The organism is Pedobacter terrae (assembly GCF_900100705.1).
Classification (GTDB): Bacteria; Bacteroidota; Bacteroidia; order Sphingobacteriales; family Sphingobacteriaceae; genus Pedobacter; species Pedobacter terrae.
Map to the genome: position 1 here is coordinate 36,022 of NZ_FNCH01000030.1, position 17,883 is coordinate 53,904.

The window sequence follows — 17,883 nt, forward strand, 5'->3', positions numbered from 1 at the left end:
TTTGATTTCCAATGAGCAACCATACCAACTTCGCTTTTTCGGCTGCCGGGAAGATTTTTGAGTTAGATGCATCAATAACTATTGTTGTAAATAACAATGAAAAATTGATTTTAGGAGAGCTCGATACCAGTCGGGCTAAAATCAAAGATTTATTAAACAACAATGAATTAGGCGTTAATGGGCTGTCCGGGCAATTTACGCTGTTTAATAGCTTACCAGGAACCTTCAAAGCACAGGTGCTTAAATCTGCTGCTATCTGGTCGGTAGTTATTCAGTATAATAAAAATGTGGCGGGTGTTAAGGCTTCGCTGTATGTCAACGCGGTTGTGCTGGCAGATACTAAACAGTTGGCGCTAAGCATAGATACCAATTTTTTTCGGGATGGAAACGTATTAGAGCAGTTCATTTACGACACCATGACTTTTTTTGCCATAAAAAAAGTAGCATTAATCGTTAGGAACAAATCTTCACTTGCCATAAACCAATATTTGAAGCGAACGGCATCGGATTATTTTCCCGAAATGATCTTGTCAGATCGCTTTAATAATTACCAATTGGTTGCCAACTCACTATTTGATTTGAAAAATAGTGATAGTGCATTTGGAAAAGGACTTTATCAACTAACTGGTTTGGATCATATCGATCTGATTATAGGTGCAGCGCTGAACACTTCAAAATTTGAGGCGATGCTCGTTAGTGCAAATATCAAAAAAGAGGGTTATGAGATTGAAAATTTATATTTCGGGATCAAAAACGATAATGGGTTCTACCTGGAGGCAGGAGGGAAGCTCAATTTTCCGCTGAAAGATGATGTGTTAACCTTTGTGCTTGCCGGAAACTTATCTGTTTCCTCTTTTACCTTATCTGCTTCATCAAACTATAAGATACCATTAAACACCAGGATCAGCCTGAGCGATTTAGGCTTGATGATAGGCGTAGGAGCCACAGGCGTTACTTTTGGGATGACTGGTCGGGTAACGACCGATAATATTTCCATTTTTGCCGGGTTTATTGTGAGCCAGGCCAATATCGGACTCATCACAGCAGCCATTACCTCTACCAAGGGAAGGACCTCCCTAAAAGACATTATTGTAGATATCGCGGAAGTTGATTTTCCTGGAATAGAATTCCTTGATGTGGTAGCTTTAGCTGATTTTGAAATCAATAATGCTAAAATGCCTCAATGGAATCCAGAAAATGCCAGTAAAGCAGAAATCTTAAATAATTTTAATTCAAACCTGCCCACGGAACTCGCTATACCTGGCGTAGAAAACCTCCAGGTTTCTGCGTTGGGAAACAGCCGTCAAGCCATTTTTACCGATACTTCAACCATGCGGCATTACCGTGTCGACTCATCGGGAGCTATTTCCTTAAACTGCCAGCTGTTTATATGCACTCAGCCTACCAGAATTGGGAACTATCAGATGAATATTGGTTTTTTTCTGTGTGGTACTATCGAAATCTTTAATGTAAAGGCTAGAGGACTCTTTCTTATAGAGCCTGGTAATGCTATTCTGGCATTAATCGAAATTTCAAAAATTGAGATCAAGGGAATATTTGAACTGACAAGGTCCCGAAAAACAATGCCTATGGAACCTGTAGAAGGTGGACTGGCTGGTGCCTTGATAAAAGCAGATGCTCAAGGCCCTGTACTGTATTTGAACATCAACAGAGCATCAAAAAAACTCGAATTCTATTTAAGTGCTTATGTCAATATTTTAAATATCTTTCAGTTGGATGCCTTGATTCTTCTTAAAGACAGAAAGGTGTACATTGATCTTGAACTGCAATATGTTGGCTTTAAAATCTTATTTCATTTAGATGGAAACTACGCAGATTTTTCGAGCAGTGGGTTTAATTCACGTTTGGTATTCGATACCAGTGGATTTATTAAACTTTTGGAAGAAGCCCAGAATGCCGTGCGTGATGCGGCAAAGAGCGTTCAAAACTCTATAGAAAATGCAAACCGGAAATTGACTGAAGCGCAACAACAGATTTTAAATTTGAGTAACACAATAAATGAATATAATAATTACATCCTAGGTTATATTGATAGAAGAGAAGATGCTTCCTGGTGGCGAGTGGATGAAAAAATTTATTATTCAGCTCAGATTTTATATTATGAAACCTTAAAGGTGGGTGTTAATGTGGCTATTGGCGTTGCCTATGGTGCTTTGGAAATAGCGAAAGCAGCATTAACCCTGGGAGGAAAGATCGCATCAGGAGCTTTAGAGGCAGTAGCTAATATCTTAGGTGCCATTACCAAATTACTTTGGATCAAATCTTTCGTATTGAGTATGGAATTTACCGCTAACGCCAGAAAAATAGAAGCAGAGCTTGAGTTAACCGTTTTTGGAAACGATATCACGTTAAAAGGTTCGTTGGATATCGATAAAGCGATGAATGATATTGGTGCTTTGGTTACTGGTTTTGTGAAAGATAAACTATCTGCTAAAACGCAGGAAGTGACCTCAAATATCGGTAACGGTATTTTTAGAACTTTAAGTTCAGAAACAGATTATAATTTATTAACGCCTAAATTGCAAAGCATTGCGCAAAATAAAAAGGACTATTATGACTTACTGGAATTTCATGACATGATAGAAGATTTTTTGATCGAATCGAATAAGAAATACGTGGATGAATATGAAAAACAGCCCGAAGATTGGCAACAAAATATTTGCGAAATAGAAGAAGTGAAACTCAAGAATGAAGTGATACAGCGCCAATGTGTAGAAGCCTTTGATGATGAGTTTGTAAGTTCATTGGACGATGTAATTACCTTGGTACGCGATAACCAGGTTAGAGCCAGCATTTCCAGTGAAATGGATCAGCAGATGACTGATCTCTTAGGCCTTGTTAGGGATATAAATAATCAGAAAACAGTTGCAAGAAGTTTAAGGAGCGAAAGACGTTCCTTGTTTTCAAGTGTAGAGAATGTTATTGAAGACAATAATGAAGTTAAAAGATCATTTAAGGCCAACAGCGATTTCGATATCGATCAAGCCAATGAGAATTATGCAGATGGTTTATCAGAATTGTTAAAGAAAACATTCCCGGATACGACGAATGAATATGGCGAGGAATTTAAGGATGCTGTGGCCGCAGCCATTTATCAATTTAGAAACCCTCCACAAGTTAATCCGAGAAGATAATGGGCTTTATTAGCAAAAGTCGCCATTTACTGTTCATACTGGCTGGACTAATATTTTATGCTGGTACAACCCATGCGGAAAACCTGGAGCCTAAACGCAGTTTTGTGCTACTGATTTATATGAATGGATCAGACCTGGAAAGCAAACATCAATTGGCGAGTGAAGACATTAATGAAATTATCCATTCCTATAAAAACGTTGATGATCATTTTGCAACGGTGATTTTGCATGGCGGTACTAAAAAATGGCATTTTTCTGAGCCGATTTCCAGCGATAGCCTAACCTATAGTAAGGTAACTAAAGATGGTTTTGAAAAAGTAAACGTTACTACAAATAAAAGCATAGGAGACCCATCTACCCTGGCTGATTTTATTGCTTTTAGCAAAAAGAACTTTCCGGCAGAAAGATATGGATTGATTTTTTGGAATCACGGAAGAGGCAGTGTGCATGGTTTTGGATATGATGAGCTATTTCCTGAAGATATTTCCCTTTCATTGCGTGAAATGGGTGAGGCTTTTGCTGATTTGAAACGTAACGGAAATGATTTGAACCTGGATTTTATAGGTTTTGATGCCTGTTTAATGGCAACCATTGAAACCGCCACGGTACTGGCACCTTATGCTGAATACATGGTGGCCTCACAAGAACTGGAACCTGGCAACGGCTGGAATTATCAATATATCATCAATTCGTTATCTACCAATCCAAACCTAAGTACAACTCAACTTCTTGAAGGAATTGCAAAATCGTATATTGATACTTATTCGTCTCAACCTTATCTCCAGGCCACATTATCTGTAATAGCGCTTCATAAAGTTGATGCATTAAATACAAGTGTCGGAAAACTGATCAGCAATATTGCTACAAATCTTTCAACATACCCGCCAAAAGAAGCATTTAAACAGAAATCGAATTACCGGGCCAAGTCCAAATCATTCGGATTGCCTTCTTTTTCATTCGCGGCTGAAGATATGATTGATATTTTTAGTTTTTTTAAGTTAGCCACTAAAAGTACAGACACCTTATTTACCGATTTCGAAAAAAAGTTAAGAGATGCAGTTTTATTCAATGCTTATTCAAAAAATTTAGATAAAGATGCCATTTCAGGGCTTTCGGTATATTTCCCATATTATAATAGAAAAACAGCCAGCCAGTTAAATGATTATTTTCAAATTCCTTTTAATACAGCATTTGAAAAATTTGTTGAAAATTATGTAGCTGAATGGATAGGTGGAGGTGTAGATAGTGTTTTTGTTAGTGATTCTGGAAGAAAGCTAAACGCAGCCATGTTGGTTAATACCAATAAGATTTACCTAAATATTAGAAAATTAACAGGGGATAGTACGCTGGTGTCGTATGGTTTGGATGCCTATGATACAAATGTGGATTATCGTGGAAATATTACCTTGTATGGGGGTAATAAAAAATGGGATGCCAGGTGGATCAGTATTAACGGTATCAATGTTTGTGTATTTATGGGGCTTTCCAATCAACTGGGTGTATCTTACAATGTACCAGTGCTTTGGAACGGAAAACAAGCAGAACTAATAATGAAGTATTTTAATGTTGATGGGGAAAATCTGGCTAAAGTGATCGGATTTCGGGAGATCTCTGCCGATGGGATAACGGATAAGATTAAGGACCTGCAGGCACATGATGAAATTGTTTTTCTGGGTCAAAATGCCCTGGATGAATCAATGAATATTGAATTGGGTAAAATTACGATCACTGATCCTTCAGCTTTAGACATCAAGCTTTCAACTATGCCAAAAGGGAATTATCAGGTAGGATTTTGTATGGTTGATTTCTATGGAAATAAACATTATACCAAATTTGAAGATTATGTTATTAATTAAAATACTACATTACAATGTACATAGTAAATTAATAATCAGATGATCAACCTGAGCTAAAACATTCTTAGTTCAGTATTAAATTTTTCATCATTAGATTAAAAAAATAAATGGAATTAACGACTCAACAAGGCAACGAGCGCATGTTTGCCGCAACTAATGTCTTACTTTTTGAAGACGACTATCTGCAGATTAAAAATGCAATTGAACAGCTGCACTTACTTTTTGCCGGCGCAACCGGTATAAATGCTGGTAATATTACAGATGAAGACATTTATCTGCCAAATGGTAAAGCAGTTTCATCCATTAAAGCGGCGCATTGTCTTAAAGAACTAGAACGCACACGTAGATTTATCAGAGGCATTAATCAGGCAATTAATCAATTATTAAATGCTATGCCGGGGCAAACCGTCCATATATTGTATGCGGGTTGTGGTCCTTACGCCACATTGCTTACACCTTTAACTTCCAAATTTACTTCGGCACAAATCAATTTCATTTTATTGGATATTAACCCTGATTCGTTGGATGCGGCAAAAGCACTTTATGAAGAATTAGGCTTGTCAGAATATGTGATCGACTATGTTTGTACGGATGCCACTACTTATGAATTCCCCAATCATATTCGTATAGATATGGTCATTTCAGAAACCATGTTAAATGCTTTAAGGAAAGAACCTCAGGTGGCCATCATGAACAACTTAATTCCACAGATGCATCCGAAAGCTATTTTTATTCCCGAAAATATTACTGTTGAAGCAGTATTAACCCGTTGGGAAGAGGAATATAAATATTTTACCATACCTGAATACCTGCCGAAAAGGATAAAAGCAGGGTTGGTGTACAGCGCTAGCCGTGAATTTAAACTTCCGCAACCGGTCGTTTTACAGGTGCCGGCTTCCGAAACCCATAAACAGCTTAGTTTATTTACAGAAATAACAGTGTTTGGTAAGGAAGTGCTAACTACTTACAACTGCAGCTTAACTTTGCCGTTAGCCATCTGTAAATTACAAAACCAAAAGGGGGATATGACAATTACATTTGAGTATGTAATGTCGGATAAACCTGGCTTTGTTTATACATATTAAAACTACGTTTAAAACACTATGAATAACGATAACAAACAGATAGTTAACACTGCCACATTTAAATCCGTTTAGCCTACAGAAAGCATTATGTACAGTTCTTTTGTTAGTCTTTACCGCGTTTATCATAGCCGTCAGAAATCTGAGGTCAATATCAATCAGGATTTTTTTAGGATGGAAGAGGTATTTCTTTCTGTTTTTGGTATTGGAATTTTTGAAACTTACGATTTTTTATATGGGCACTGCGAAAGTGATGACGAGTTTAAACAATGGATTATGCATCGAATGGGCAAAAAAGCCTATCTGGAAGCTGTAGAAAAATTTAATTCATGGTGTGATCGTGCGATAGATAAACCAGATCAGGATTTTTTAAAGGTGTTAGATGCCGATCAATTGAAATTCTGGGATAAAAATGGCTACATCAGGATATCAGGTTTGGTCAGTGAAGATGATTGTAACCATGTGGTTGATGTTATTACAGAAATGCTTGGAATAAATCTGGAGCAACCATCTAGCTGGTATACCCAACATAGTCTGCTTCAAGGTATCATGTTGCAACTTTATCAGAATGAACATATTGCCAAAGTCAGAAATTCTGAGTTAATCAGACAGGTATTTGCACAATTGTATCAAACTAATTCTATTATTGCTAAAACGGAAAAGCTCGGGTATAATCCGCCTGAAACAGATAGTTTCAATTTTAGTGGTAGTCCTTTACATTGGGATATAGATTTTTCAAATGGCATTAAGTATTATATACAAGGTTTGGTTTACCTTAATGACGTGCCAGAAGATAGGGGAGCACTGAATTTAATTCCCGGCTTCCAGCATGAGATTGATTCTTTTCTGCAACTGTATCCCAATCCCGATCAAGCTATTGATGTTTTAAGGCAGCAAAATCGTCAAATAGCTGTAGCAGGAAATAAAGGCGATTTAATTTTATGGTTAGAAGCGCTTCCTCATGCTGCAACTGCAAACCGATCTGATTACCCTCGGTTTGTACAGTACATCAGCTTTACAAAGCTTTAATCCTATTAATAAATTTTAGGGTGATTAAAATATTTGTTAACCTCATTATTAGTAAAAAAAAATAATGCTCTTACTACAATTTACAGGTTTATCCGGCGCTGGCAAAACCACGCTTGCCCGATTAGTTGACCAACAGCTTACGGCGCTTGGTTATTCCATTAGGATAATTGATGGTGATATTTACCGCAAAACATTAAATCACGATCTTGGTTTTTCGCATGCTGATCGGCTTGAAAATATCCGTCGTCTTGGTCATGTCGGCTATGAATTTGTGCAACAGGGTATTATTGCTGTAATTGCGGCTATCAATCCATATGAGTCTGGCAGGCAGAAGCTGCGGGAACTTTATAATGCGAAAACAATCTGGATTGATTGCCCGATTCAACAGCTTATTCTGCGTGATACGAAAGGATTATATCACAAAGCACTTTTGCCAGATGGGCATCAGGATAAGTTATATCATTTTACAGGAATAAATGATGTGTATGAGAATCCTTTAGAGGTGGATCTATACCTCAATACGCAACAACTTACCGAAGAAGAAGCGTGTAAACAGTTAATTCATTTTATTCTTTCCCAAGTTGAATCGATTACGAGCCCGGGTGCAAATCAACATATTTAAGCTACGGCTGATCGATGATGGGGGAATATCTATCCCGGTCTATTTATGCAAAGCCACTTTTGCATGGCAGGGTAAGGGGCTACTCCATGAATTTTTGCCTGATTTTCATCATATGTCATTCCAAGCCATTGCAGTAAAGGAACACCTATATACCTGCCTTCGCTAAAGTTTTCGATTATTGATTTTGAATTATCTTTATATCCATGTTCGTGAAATACGAAAGTCGCCTCAATCCCCAGATAAATACAGGCGGCATAAGACCAGCCAATAGCCATAAGCTCGCCGCCGTTATGTAAGTCGCCACTTTCAAGGTTGTCGCTCATCTTATTTCTAATGGCAGGAGGCATACAGGCCAGGTGTCCGGCCTCATGTAAAATATCGCCCGGGTAAGTCAGTTTCTCCATATCAATTAACAATGTACCAGCATGTAATTTAAGTCCTGGTAAAAACGTTTCGGTGTCGATTGATTCAAGCCTATAACTGATGCCAATCTCCTTTAAAAAGCTAAGTATGTGGTTCGTATTCTGATCCATATTGATTTAAGTAGTTGCAATTTGCGCAATCCGTAATTTTTCGAGTTCATGATAATAGTTGAACGCTTGTTGCTGGTAGGCGGGTGTGGTTTCATCTGGTTGTTCCTCATGAAAAACCTGATTGGGGTATTTTGCATTAAAATGGCTGCGGGCTTCTATCTGTACCCAGTCAGCTTTATTCAGTACTAAACCGGTAAAATTGCAGAACCGTTGCATCATATTGATAATTCCTTCATTATAATTAAGCAATAAAGTTAGCGGATCTTGCTGTGAAGCCCGTATAAAAGCCTCGAAATAATTTTCTAATACTTTGATGGTATGACCATCGAAATCAGCATGGTCAATTTTCCCATTTTCTATGCCTAACAATTCGTTTGGAATCACTCCCGGAACGGCTTGCATCCCTCTTAATTTTTGATGCGAACGGATAATTTCGTCAGGTTTGCGATACAGCAGGATAAACGGGACATCTGGATAGAGTTTTCTAAGCAGCGGCATAAAATGAATGTGCCAGCTATCGGTTTTGATAAAAAGATGTTTTCCTGCTCCTTCGGCGGTTTGGCCATAAATTTTGATCACCGCTTTAATCAGTTCTCCCCGGTTTAGTGGTAAAGACCAATCATCAATTTTGCTAAGGCGTAATAATTCATCAATAAAAGGAACTTCAGGAAGTACAATATGATTATTGTTAAGGCAGAGCGATTGAGAAATTAGTGTAGATCCACATCTAGAGACATGAAAAATGAATGCGGTAGGCGCAATGCTATTTAAACCCGATGCCCACGCGGATAGTATACTAAGGTCAGATGATGGTTTAAAGGCCGATGAGTTATAGCGGTGGCTCATGCATTTATTGATGGATTCGTTAAAGAATGGTCCGGTAAAGGGATCTCCGTTGGTGTAAAGCCATTGGCAACTGTAGTTTCCCTCCTTTTTAATAAGCCGATACGGAATCCAGTGCTTTAAATATGATTCGTTCATGCTTTGCTGTTGATTAAATCATCATACTCCTTTTGAAATTCAGTGGCCATTTTAAATGAGTGCGCAGTTTGGTGCATTTTCAATGCAGCAATCATTTGTTTTAATAATTCAGGATCACGTTTTTGATCAGGCGCATGAGCAATGAGTTTGCTGTCTAAAATGAAATGCTCCAGCCAGGAGTTAACTTTGCAGTCGACAACCAGGTGAATTCTGTCGCTATGCCCAAAGTTGGTCACCCGATGGGGCAGGTTCGCATTGATGTACCAGCATTCGCCTTCGTTCATAATTACACGATCATTATTGACATAAAATGCTACATCAGGGTTAGTCTGTAAAGGGAAATGTAGTCTGGCTTCGCCTTTTTCGAAGGCTAGGTCGGCATCGCAATGTTGTTTAATCACGGCGCCGGCAGCAAGATTGAGCAATCTTACCGCCATAATTTCGCAGCGCATTTCATTTATCAACTGTTTTACAGCAGGAAATAACAACATGTTAGGATGGTCCTGATAATGGTCGGCCGCCCCAAGGTCTGGAATTATACTATCTGCGCCACCTGGTGTACGTAGGGGGAAAACTGTCCACGACCCCTGATAATGAGCTGTATTGAAATGATTTATCCAATCTGACTTTATCTGTTTAAGTTGATCTTGGATCTGGGAGGTCGGAACGGCTAAGTTGACCTTTGAGTAGATTACCATTTGGAAAGCGGATTTTAAGATTAAGATTGTCGAATTTAGTATTAAAGTTGATACAATGTATACTCAAAAATAAGTATTTGAAAAATACTATTTGATGTTAGTAATTTATTACATAAATTTACTTCTAATTAACAACATCTCAATCTTCCATCAGTGAAAATCATCCTTTTTTCTAACCATCGCGCTACGCTGTCTGTAATAGATTATCTTAATACATTAGGTTATCTGGAGGCAGTTGTATCAACTGATAAACTAAGAGATAGCCATCTGGAAATCGAAAATTTCTGCGATATCAAGAACATTCATTTTCTTAAAGTGAACAAACATGATCTCGCGATCCGTGTTGGAAAACTTTTTACCGAAATACAACCTGATGTTGCCGTCATGTTTGGTTTCTCGTACCGCATTCCTGCCAGTATATATGATTTTCCAAGGCTTGGTTTTTATAATGTGCATTTTAGCATGCTGCCTGCCTATGGCGGGCCAGATCCAATTTTCTGGCAACTGAAAAACGGTGAGATTAGTGGTGGAGTAAGTATTCATCAAGTTGATAAGGATTTTGACACTGGTCAGGTAATGATGCAAATTGCTTTGCCTTTTATTCCTGGCGAGACTTGGGGCATAGCAGAGGGACGGCATGGAGTTCTAGCTAATGATATGGTTTTGAGATTTATTGAGCAGTTAAATAAAACTGACCATCATTCCATAAATCAATCAAACGCTTTCAGTTATTATAAGAAAATTACAGTTGAAGACCTTACTATTGATTGGGAGCGGCAGACAGCGGTTCAGATTGAATGTTTGATCAATGCCGCAAACCCCGTTTATGGCGGTGCTATAACCACTTACCGCAAACAACCTGCAAGAATTTTAGAGGTATCTCCTGTGGAAGGGAAGGGCCAGGCAGGAGTAGTTCCCGGTACAATAATTCATACTGATCATAGTGGTCTGTATGTGCAATGTATGGATGACAACCTGCTTCGTATTAATGTTTTAAGTCTTAATGAGGGAGTTGTTTCAGGATATAAAATGGTTATGCTAGGTGCAGAAAGAGGCGAGCGCTTCGAAGTAGGGCAGCTGGTGGCTACTGTATTGGATGTAAATTAATTAAATATAAATCAAATCTAAACAAATCTAAACAAATCTAAAATTATGGAACTTTATTTGGGAACTATTGTGTTATGGGCAGGAAACTATTCGCCTAGGGGTCTATTACTTTGTAATGGACAATCTTTAAATATTAATATGTATACAGCTCTATTTGCTGTTATCGGAACAAGTTTTGGAGGTAATGGAAGTACAACTTTTAACATACCTGATTTTAGAGGACGTGTGCCTCTTGGTGCTAACGGCGTTGCTCCGGGTATTCCAATTGCTTTGGGTGGGGTAACGGGAAGTGCAGCTGTAAATGTTAATTCAGTTGTTGGTGGTACCGTAACTGCTGCTATCGGTGCAGGAGCAACAGCCTCTGGAAGTATCACGCTTGCAACTAATCAACTTCCTTCGCATGCACATGATATTCCTTCGCTAACCGTAAACATCAGCATACCTGTTAACAGTGCCAGTACATTAGCAAATTCTACTTCAGTACCAACTTCCAGTAATGTTCTTGGACAGGGGTTTATCGCTTCAGGATTAAGTAGTGCTCCAGCAAAAATATATGGTCCAACACCGTCTAATGCCACGCTATCACCATTTAGTGCAACCACTACGGCAGGAACTTCCGGCAGCACGGGTACGGGGGCCGCAATACCAGTAAATTTACCTGTTACCGGAACAGTCTCAATACCATTAGCAGGAGCTGTAGCTACTGCAGCAAATGTTTCTGTTGCGCAGCCATCTTTAGGTATCAATTATCTTATTTGTGTGGAAGGCTTGTATCCGAGTCGTAATTAATGCAACAATTGAAAAAAATTGGATTATTAATTCCTTATTCAGGAGAGTTTCCCGCATTGAGGGAGACCCTCCTGAATCCTTTGAAAAGCTATTGTAATAATAGGGGTATCGAACTGTTCCCCGAATTTATTGGCAATGGAAGTCCTAAAGTAGTTGAAACAGCTATTGAAAAGTTATATTATCAGGAAGATGTAGATGTTATTTTAGGCTATGTGTCTTATCATGTAATGGTGGGCTTATTTGATAAGGTAAAAAAGTTCAGGCCTAAAAAGTTTATAAACATCAGTTTAGGAGAAGTGATAACAGATGATTTTCAATTGCTACATCCTGAAAACTATATTCTGATTGGTTATCATGCCTGGTGGATGCAGTCTATGTTGGCCTATTGGCTGGCAGATCAACTTCAGCCCGAAAGCTGTCTAGTTTGCACCTCTTTATATGACGCAGGATATAGTTTGCTGGAATGTTTCCGGATTGGCTACCACAGTGGATGCTCTAACAAACTGGACTATTCGATTTTAAAAAACAATCCCGGAGTCTTTAGTGCTGATCCGTTAATTGCAGAAATTAAGCGTACAAATCCATCTCATGTACATGTGTTGCTTTGCGGACAGGAGCTTGATGATTTTATTAAGAAGTTTGAACAAGAAATTACTTATGAACCTACCATTTCATTTGCCTTTCCTGTTGAAATTAAAAGTAAATTAAGTCATCCGGCTTTCAGCAAATGCTATCTTGTTGGAGATCTCCATTTATACAATAAGGGTAACGTTTTATTTGAGTCACCCTATAAACATATATTTTCAAACGTAATGGACTCTATATTACGCTACCTGAATGGTGAAGATCCAATAATAAATCACCTAGTCATTTTTATGGCCGATTTATGTGATCAGACTTTCAAGCCTGTTGAACAACATATCCAATTTCCGGATATGAGCAATGCATTTAAAGAAAGTGCCCAATCTGTGCCTGTATGGCAAAACCCTTACCTGTGTATTTAAACTTTATGATATGAAGAAAATTTTACTCTTTATTACTGTCCTTTTTTGTTTGTGTAGCTTTAAAAGCTATGCTCAGGTAGGATACAAATTTACGAGAGCACAAGAGAGCATAGTTACATCAGGTGATGTAGGTAGTTACATCTCTAATCTCAATAAATTTACGGTTGAATTTTGGGCCAGGCCATCTGCCAATAGTAACCTGATGTTTGCCAGTATTTTTGTTCCTGGTTCCTCAGGACAAACCGAATTAGGCGGATTTGGACTTTATCAAAATACCCTGATTGTATCCATTGGCTCTGATTTTGCAGGGTTTTCACAATCGATTGATTTAGGGAACAGACTATCAACTGTTGGATGGCACCATTTCGCTTATGTATATAATGGTGCCGATTGGCTTTTTTATGTTGATGGTGTGTTGATAAGTTCAAATCCAGATCAGGAAGCATTAAGCGGCGCTACACCGAATTACAGTGGTTCTGGTTTAACTCAATTTACAATTGGCGGCCTGAGTGATGGTTCGACTGTTGTAGGTGCATTGGATTATTTTGATGGCAATATGGATGATTTTAGGGTTTGGAATACTGCACGTACTCAGGCTCAACTTTCATCCAATAGGACCATTGAATTAACCGGTTCAGAAACTGGTCTTGTACTTTATTATAAATTCAACGAGCAAAGTGGTCAAGTGGTCAGCAATTCAACGGCACTTTCATTGAATGGTTTGCGTGGCGTAACTTCAGGAACAGAAACTAGAGATCCTGCAATTAATCAATTGGGAATTGTTACCGGGCCTCCAATAACTACTACTACTGCGGCAACAAATATAACTGGGTCGGGTGTTACTTTAAATGGGACGGTAAACGATAATGGTGCAAATACTACCGTAAGTTTTGATTACAGCACAAATGCTACATTGAGTAGTGGTGTTATTACGGCAAATGCTACAACTGGAGGTACAGTAAATGCTGGTTCAGGGAATACTTCAGTTAGTGTATCACTTTCAGGATTAACTGGTAGTACAACTTATTACTATAGAGTAAAGGGAAGCAATTCGGGAGGTTCAACGATAGGAAATATACTCAGCTTCACAACACCTGCAAGTACCGCCGCTCCAGTTGTTATTGTACCTGCCAATGGCAGTTTTGTAATTACACCCACCCCAACCTACGGAGGTACGGCCCCTGCCGGTTCTGCCATTAAGGTTTACGTAGATGGAACAGCTTTAAGCAATACCACAACTGCCAACTCAGCAGGGAACTGGGCCATTACCCAGCCAACTGCACTTGCACAGGGTTCGCACACGGTTTATGCTACTGCGCAGATCAGTGGAAATTCAGTGAGTGCAAACAGCTCCACCAATACTTTTACAGTTGACTCGCAGCGCCCATCGGTGGTGATCAGCAGTACGGCCGGTGCATCAGGGGGATCGACGGGTACTTCACCAATTCCATTTACGGTTACCTTTTCAGAATCCGTAACCGGATTTGTGGCAGGAGATATTACACCTGGAAATGCCACAATCACTGGATTTTCGGGCAGTGGAACTACCTATACTTTTAACGCAACACCAACAGCGAATGGTGCGGTAACCGTGAATGTTGCAGCCAATGTGGCACAGGATGCTGCCGGAAATGGCAATACGGCTGCCAGTCAGTTTTCGATTACTTATGCACAGGCCGTGGCCGCACCAACGGTAACGGCTTTGAGCCCAACCAGCGGCCCGACCAGTGGAGGCAATAGTGTAACCATTACCGGCACCAACTTCACTGGGGCGACCGCGGTAACCTTTGGCGCTACGGCGGCTACAGGCTTCACCGTTAACTCGGCAACACAGATCACGGCGACCGCACCGGCAGGAACAGGTACCGTTGATGTCCGCATCACTACAACAGGGGGCACCAGCGCAACCAGTGCCAGCGACCAGTTTACCTATGTCGCGGCACCAACGGTAACGGCTTTGAGCCCAACCAGCGGGCCGACCGGCGGAGGCACTAGCGTGACCATTACCGGCACCAACTTCAGCGGAGCGACCGCGGTGACCTTTGGCGCTACGGCGGCTACAGGCTTTACCGTTAACTCGGCAACACAGATCACGGCGACCGCACCGGCAGGAACCGGCACCGTTGATGTCCGCATCACTACAACAGGGGGCACCAGCGCAACCAGTGCCAGCGACCAGTTTACCTATGTCGCGGCACCAACGGTAACGGCTTTGAGCCCAACCAGCGGGCCAACCGGCGGAGGCACTAGCGTGACCATTACCGGCACCAACTTCAGCGGAGCGACCGCGGTGACCTTTGGCGCTACGGCGGCTACAGGCTTTACCGTTAACTCGGCAACACAGATCACGGCGACCGCACCGGCAGGAACAGGTACCGTTGATGTCCGCATCACTACAACAGGTGGCATCAGTCCGACTAGTGCTAGTGACCAGTTTACCTACACGCAAGCGGTAACTGCTTCACCAGTTGTTATTGTACCTGCCAATAACGGTTTTGTAATTACACCCACCCCAACCTACGGAGGTACGGCCCCTGCCGGTTCTACCATTACGGTTTACGTAGATGGAACAGCTTTAGGCAATACCACAACTGCCAACTCAGCAGGGAACTGGGCCATTACCCAGCCAACTGCACTTGCACAGGGTTCGCACACGGTTTATGCTACTGCACAGAGCGGTGGAAATTCAGTGAGTGCAAACAGTCCCACCAACACTTTTACAGTTGACTCGCAGCGGCCGTCGTTGGTGATCAGCAGTACGGCCGGTGCATCAGGAGGATCGACGGGTACTTCACCAATTCCTTTTACAGTTACCTTTTCAGAATCCGTAACCGGATTTGTTGCAGGCGATATTACACCTGGAAATGCCTCAATCAGTGGATTTTCGGGCAGTGGAACTACCTATACTTTTAACGCAACACCAACAGCGAATGGTGCAGTAACGATGAACATTGCAGCTAACGTGGCACAGGATGCTGCGGGCAATGGCAATACGGCTGCCAGTCAGTTTTCCATTACCTATACGCCAGTGGTAACTGCTTCACCAGTTGTTATTGTACCTGCCAATAACGGTTTTGTAATTACACCCACCCCAACCTACGGAGGTACGGCCCCTGCCGGTTCTACCATTACGGTTTACGTAGATGGAACAGCTTTAAGCAATACCACAACTGCCAACTCAGCCGGCAACTGGGCCATTACCCAGCCAACTGCACTTGCACAGGGTTCGCACACGGTTTATGCTACTGCGCAGAGCGGTGGAAATTCAGTGAGTCCAAACAGCACCCAAAATAATTTTACAGTTGACTCGCAGCGTCCATCGGTGGTGATCAGCAGTACGGCCGGTGCATCAGGAGGATCGACGGGTACTTCACCAATTCCGTTTACGGTTACCTTTTCAGAATCCGTAACCGGATTTGTGGCAGGAGATATTACACCCGGAAATGCCGCAATCACTGGATTTTCGGGCAGTGGAACTACCTATACTTTTAATGCAACACCAACAGCGAATGGTGCGGTAACGATGAACATTGCAGCTAACGTGGCACAGGATGCTGCGGGCAATGGCAATACGGCTGCCAGTCAGTTTTCCATTACCTATGTACAAGCCCCTGTAGTTACCGCCACCGGTGGTTCAACTGCATTTGCAGGTTCGGCTATAGCAATAGATAACGGGTTAACGGTTACCGATGCTGATAACACCACACTAAGTTATGCTACGGTTGGTATCACTGGAAACTTCATTGCCGGAGAAGATATGTTGATTTACTTGAATAATTCTTCATCGCTATATGGCAATATTACCGGTAGCTATAATGGCGGCACAGGTGTACTAACATTAACGTCAAATGGTGCTACGGCAACGGTTGCGCAATGGCAGGCTGCTTTAAGATCAGTTACCTATAATAATACGGCGGGTTCACCAAATACCGCAACAAGAACAATAAGTTTTACCGTAAATGATGGTACGGCAAATAGTAATACGGCTACCAAAAATGTAACGGTTATCAACCAGGCCACAGTAACTTCAATTGTTCGTGCGGCGTCAAATCCAACTAATGCTGCTGCAGTAACCTATACCGTTACTTTTAATAAATCGGTAACAGGTCTGAGCACAACTAATTTTTCCATCACCACAAGTGGTACCATAAATGGTATTTCGCCTTCCATATCTGGTTCAGGTACTACTTATACCGTTACCATTAATACGGGCACAGGTTCTGGAACAATTAGGCTAAACCTTGCTAATTCTACCGGTATCTCGCCTAGCGCAATTACTAACCTGCCCTTTATTGGAGAAACATACACTATAGATAAAATTGCACCTTCCGTTACCTCGGTAGCTGTTCCGGCTAATGGTACTTATACCGCTTCACAAAATCTTGATTTCACGGTTAATTTTTCAGAAGCGGTTACGGTTGATGCCACAGTTAATACACCTTTTATCGCTGTAACATTAAATACTGGGGGTACTGTACGTGCAAACTATATTTCAGGTAGCGGCACCGATGCACTTGTATATCGATACACAGTTGCCAGTACAGACAGAGATTTGGACGGCATTGTTATAGGTGCGTTAAATATCAATGGTGCTACCATCAGGGATGCGGTAGGTAATAATGCAAATACCACGTTAAATAATGTGGGCAGTACTACCGGTGTACTGGTAGATGGGACCCCAAACACTTCTCAAACGATTACATTCAACACCTTGCCTGCAAAAACTTATGGTGATGTAGACTTTGATCCGGGAGCTACGAGTAATAACTCGGGCATTCCGATTACCTATACCAGTAGCAATACCAACGTTGCAACTATTGTAAATGGTAAGATTCATATCATTGCTGTTGGCTCGTCAATAATTACGGCCAGTCAGGCAGGAGATGCTTCTCATAATGCAGCAACAGATGTGCAGCAGACACTAACCGTTAATGCAAAAACCATTACGGTAACGGCTGCAGCGAAGAGCAAAACCTATGGAGATGCCGATCCTGCTTTGACCTATACCTTTGCTCCGGCACTGGTAA

Annotated in this window: 12 protein-coding genes; 9 read left to right on the forward strand and 3 right to left on the reverse strand. The window is 40.9% G+C overall.

Features of this window, described 5'->3' with window-relative positions; translation table 11 throughout:
• Positions 1-11: 11 nt before the first annotated feature.
• The 5 genes from BLR60_RS23120 (at position 12) to cysC (ending at position 7,744) form a co-directional block, all read left to right on the forward strand.
• Complete coding sequence (locus BLR60_RS23120) at positions 12-3,155, forward strand: hypothetical protein (RefSeq protein ID WP_090504436.1); 3,144 nt, start codon at positions 12-14, stop codon at positions 3,153-3,155.
• Positions 3,155-5,011 carry a clostripain-related cysteine peptidase gene (locus tag BLR60_RS23125; RefSeq protein WP_090504439.1) on the forward strand — a complete coding sequence of 619 codons (1,857 nt, stop codon included), beginning with the start codon at positions 3,155-3,157 and terminating at the stop codon, positions 5,009-5,011. The genes BLR60_RS23120 and BLR60_RS23125 overlap by 1 nt, the downstream gene beginning before the upstream one ends.
• Before the next feature lie 107 nt (positions 5,012-5,118).
• Positions 5,119-6,096, forward strand: a complete 978-nt coding sequence (locus BLR60_RS23130; RefSeq protein ID WP_090504443.1) for a methyltransferase domain-containing protein — start codon at positions 5,119-5,121, stop codon at positions 6,094-6,096.
• Positions 6,097-6,183: 87 nt separating this feature from the next.
• Positions 6,184-7,122 carry a phytanoyl-CoA dioxygenase family protein gene (locus tag BLR60_RS23135; protein ID WP_090504446.1) on the forward strand — a complete coding sequence of 313 codons (939 nt, stop codon included), beginning with the start codon at positions 6,184-6,186 and terminating at the stop codon, positions 7,120-7,122.
• 64 nt (positions 7,123-7,186) lie between these two features.
• Positions 7,187-7,744, forward strand: coding sequence for an adenylyl-sulfate kinase (gene cysC / locus BLR60_RS23140; protein WP_090504449.1), 558 nt, complete (start codon positions 7,187-7,189; stop codon positions 7,742-7,744).
• 29 nt (positions 7,745-7,773) lie between these two features.
• Here cysC and BLR60_RS23145 read toward each other — a convergent pair whose 3' ends face one another.
• From BLR60_RS23145 to BLR60_RS23155, 3 genes are read right to left on the reverse strand one after another with little or no spacing between them, the layout of a single operon-like run.
• Entirely contained in the window at positions 7,774-8,277 is a 504-nt protein-coding gene (locus BLR60_RS23145; protein ID WP_090504452.1) for a hypothetical protein, read from the reverse strand.
• 6 nt (positions 8,278-8,283) lie between these two features.
• Positions 8,284-9,258: a hypothetical protein gene (locus BLR60_RS23150; protein ID WP_090504455.1), complete on the reverse strand. Its 975-nt coding sequence runs from the start codon at positions 9,256-9,258 to the stop codon at positions 8,284-8,286.
• Positions 9,255-9,956: an aspartyl/asparaginyl beta-hydroxylase domain-containing protein gene (locus BLR60_RS23155; protein WP_090504458.1), complete on the reverse strand. Its 702-nt coding sequence runs from the start codon at positions 9,954-9,956 to the stop codon at positions 9,255-9,257. The genes BLR60_RS23150 and BLR60_RS23155 overlap by 4 nt, the downstream gene beginning before the upstream one ends.
• Positions 9,957-10,109: 153 nt before the next feature.
• Here BLR60_RS23155 and BLR60_RS23160 point away from each other — a divergent pair, with 153 nt between their 5' ends.
• The 4 genes from BLR60_RS23160 to BLR60_RS23175 all read left to right on the forward strand — a co-directional run.
• A complete protein-coding gene (locus tag BLR60_RS23160; protein WP_090504461.1) occupies positions 10,110-11,063 on the forward strand; it encodes a methionyl-tRNA formyltransferase in 954 nt (317 codons plus the stop codon).
• A 45-nt stretch (positions 11,064-11,108) separates the two neighbouring features.
• Entirely contained in the window at positions 11,109-11,852 is a 744-nt protein-coding gene (locus BLR60_RS23165) for a phage tail protein (protein WP_090504464.1), read from the forward strand.
• Positions 11,852-12,856, forward strand: coding sequence for a type 1 periplasmic-binding domain-containing protein (locus BLR60_RS23170; RefSeq protein WP_090504467.1), 1,005 nt, complete (start codon positions 11,852-11,854; stop codon positions 12,854-12,856). Before BLR60_RS23165 ends, BLR60_RS23170 begins: the two co-directional genes overlap by 1 nt.
• Positions 12,857-12,866: 10 nt before the next feature.
• Positions 12,867-17,883 (forward strand): beta strand repeat-containing protein (locus BLR60_RS23175; protein WP_090504471.1); only part of this gene is annotated, 5,017 nt, incomplete at its 3' end.